This is a genomic window from Pseudogemmobacter sonorensis (genome assembly GCF_042762395.1).
Lineage (GTDB): Bacteria > Pseudomonadota > Alphaproteobacteria > Rhodobacterales > Rhodobacteraceae > Pseudogemmobacter > Pseudogemmobacter sonorensis.
In genome coordinates this window covers 1-2,550 of record NZ_JBEFZE010000071.1, presented here as the reverse complement: position 1 = coordinate 2,550, position 2,550 = coordinate 1, and the positions used below count along the sequence as shown (strand labels likewise).

Sequence of the window (2,550 nt, the reverse complement as noted above, 5' to 3'; positions counted from 1 at the left end):
GCTGTTCGGCGTAGGCTGGGGCATCGCCGGCTTCTGCCCGGGCGGCGCGATCCCGGCGCTTGGGCTGATGCGGCCGGAGGCCGCGATCTTCGTGGCCGCCATGCTGGGGGGCATCCTGCTGGCCCGGTTCCTGCGCGGCAGGATGGAGGCGCGGCATGTGGCCGTTCCGTAGCAACTGTATCTTTCAGGCCGCCGCAGAGGTCCACTTTTGACGGTTCTTGCATAGCGCGTTTGCGATAGTGACCAGCTTTCTGGCGACCGCGGTGATGATGACCTTGTGCGGTTTTCCGGCCTTGCGGAGGCGATCTGCGAAGGATTTCAGGCTCGGGTTGTGACGTGCCGCGACCAGGGCCGCCTGGAGCATGACGTGCCGCAGGGCGCGACGCCCACCGGCGATGGCCCGTTTTCCGCGAAGAGTTCCGCTGTCGTGCGCGACCGGGGCCAATCCGGTAAGTGCGGCAGCCTCTTCGCCGGTGATGGCGCCGATCTCGGGCATTTCTGCGACCAGCATTGAACTCGCAACCGGGCCGATCCCTGGGACAGAGCGGAGAAGAGCGGCGGTCTCCGACAGGTGTTCATCGCTCGCGATGGCCAGGTTGATGCGGTTTTCCAATTCTTTGACCAAGCTGTCGATCCGTTGCTTCAACTCGGTGTCGACGTCCTCGAACATCGTGGCGGTGCCGAGCTTCTGATGCGCACGGACTTGGGCCAGCAGCCGTTTGCGCATCTCGACCAGTTGCGCTCTTTTGGTCGTCAATGCTCTGAGAAGGCGTATCTTTTTCGCAGGAAGACTGCGACCTGCTTCGGGCCGGAAGGCGAAGAAGCGGGCGATGAGTTCGGCATCGATCCGATCGGTCTTGGCGCGTGTGCCGCGGCTTTGCGCAAACGCCTTCACCTGAGCCGGGGGCACTTGGCGGGCGGCAACACCTTCTGTCTCAAGAACCGTCCAGAGCTGCCATTCCTGCCCGCCAGTCGACTCAAAGCAGACGACAGCACCCCGGTCTCGGGCAAGAGCTGCCACTGCAGCATGGCCTGCTGGAGCATTCGGCAATTTGCAGCGATGTCCATCTGGGAGGCAATGAACGTCAAGCCAATCGCCGCTGACATCTATGCCGATAACGCGGCCATGTGATAGATTGTCCATGCTCTCTTCCTTCCGGTGCGCGGTCCTGAACGGCCGCAATCAACTGTCCGAGACGATGAAGAGGGACGGTGCCGACAAGCTAAGAAGCGTGGTCGAGCCACAAGGGTCAGACCTCGCGCACCACCCCGTCACTGTCCCCGGCCAGGGACAGTGACACGCTCAGCTTAGCAGGTGCCAGATACAGAAGGGGCAGGATTCATAGCCAGAAGATAACGGCTGCGGCGAGGGCTATGGCGGAGAGGAAGACGGCCGGGCATCTGTCGTATCGTGTGGCAACACGCCTCCAGTCCTTGAGCCTGCCGAACATGATCTCGATGCGGTTTCGGCGTTTGTAGCGACGTTTGTCATGTTTGACGGGACGGCTCCGTGACTTCCTGCCGGGGATACAGGGCTTTATGCCTTTGTCTTTCAACGCATCTCTGAACCAGTCTGCATCGTGGCCCCGATCTGCCAACAGCCATTCCGCTTTCGGCAGGCTACCGAGGAGAGCGGCAGCACCCGTGTAGTCGCTGATTTGGCCTGCGGTCATGAGAAGCGGATCGGGCGGCCATCGGCATCTGCGACGGCGTGCAGCTTGGTGTTCATGCCACCCTTGGTTCGGCCGATCAGACGCCCCCTCTGGTCGTCGGCCCCCCCTTTTTTGCTCGCAGGCTGGTCGCTGTGCGATGCGCTTTGAGATAGGTCGCGTCGATCATCACCGTCTTCGGAACCGTCGTTTTTGCCGCCAGGCCGTGCATCATGCGGGCGAAGACGCCCCTGTCGCTCCACCGCTTCCATCGTTTGTAGAGGGTCTTCGCAGGACCATATTCCCCTGGGGGCATCGCGTCACCGCAAACCATTGCGATTTATGAAGATTATGCCGCTCAAGACACGGAAATCATCGACGCGGGGACGGCCAGGGCTCTTGGGGAAGAATGGTTCCAGACGCGCCATCTGCACATCCGTCAGCCAGAGTAGATTGCTCATCAGAGGGGCCTCCTAGCGCCTCCTGAACCATGCCAGACACCCACAAATCAATGGGCCCTGACCTTAGCGGTCGGCCGGGCGCCCGACATCCGCGCGCCGGTTGCGCGCCCCCATCTGCCAGACCAGGGGGGCGAGGATCAGCGCCACCGCCGGAAAGATCAGCCAGTTGATGAGCTGCCATCCCGACGCCTGCAAGAGCGCTCCGGCAAAGAACGACGCCGCGGCGACGGTCCCGAAAATGATGAAATCATTGGTGCCCTGCGCCCGGCCGCGTTCCTCGGGCGTATGGGTCGCCGCCACCATCGCCGTTGCGCCGATGAAGCCGAAGTTCCAGCCGATGCCCAGAAGGATCAGCGACACGTAGAAGTGGAAGATGTCCAGCCCCGCAAGCGCGAAGATCGCCGACAGCGCGATGATGACGAGGCCCGATGCCGTCACCC

Annotated in this window: 5 protein-coding genes; 1 reads left to right on the top strand and 4 read right to left on the bottom strand. The window is 62.4% G+C overall.

Annotated elements, in window-relative coordinates; genetic code table 11:
- Window position 1: 1 nt before the first annotated feature.
- Window positions 2-172: a DUF6691 family protein gene (locus ABNX41_RS21650; protein WP_438671753.1), complete on the top strand. Its 171-nt coding sequence runs from the start codon at window positions 2-4 to the stop codon at window positions 170-172.
- A gap of 12 nt (window positions 173-184) precedes the next feature.
- Here ABNX41_RS21650 and ABNX41_RS21645 read toward each other — a convergent pair whose 3' ends face one another.
- The 4 genes from ABNX41_RS21645 to ABNX41_RS21630 form a co-directional block, all read right to left on the bottom strand.
- A complete protein-coding gene (locus ABNX41_RS21645; protein WP_438671751.1) occupies window positions 185-1,144 on the bottom strand; it encodes an IS110 family RNA-guided transposase in 960 nt (319 codons plus the stop codon).
- A gap of 196 nt (window positions 1,145-1,340) precedes the next feature.
- A complete protein-coding gene (locus ABNX41_RS21640) occupies window positions 1,341-1,811 on the bottom strand; it encodes an IS5 family transposase (protein ID WP_438671752.1) in 471 nt (156 codons plus the stop codon).
- A gap of 158 nt (window positions 1,812-1,969) precedes the next feature.
- Entirely contained in the window at window positions 1,970-2,110 is a 141-nt protein-coding gene (locus ABNX41_RS21635; protein WP_438671750.1) for a transposase, read from the bottom strand.
- A gap of 63 nt (window positions 2,111-2,173) precedes the next feature.
- A partial coding sequence (locus tag ABNX41_RS21630) for an MFS transporter (protein ID WP_438671749.1) occupies window positions 2,174-2,550 on the bottom strand: 377 nt, incomplete at its 5' end.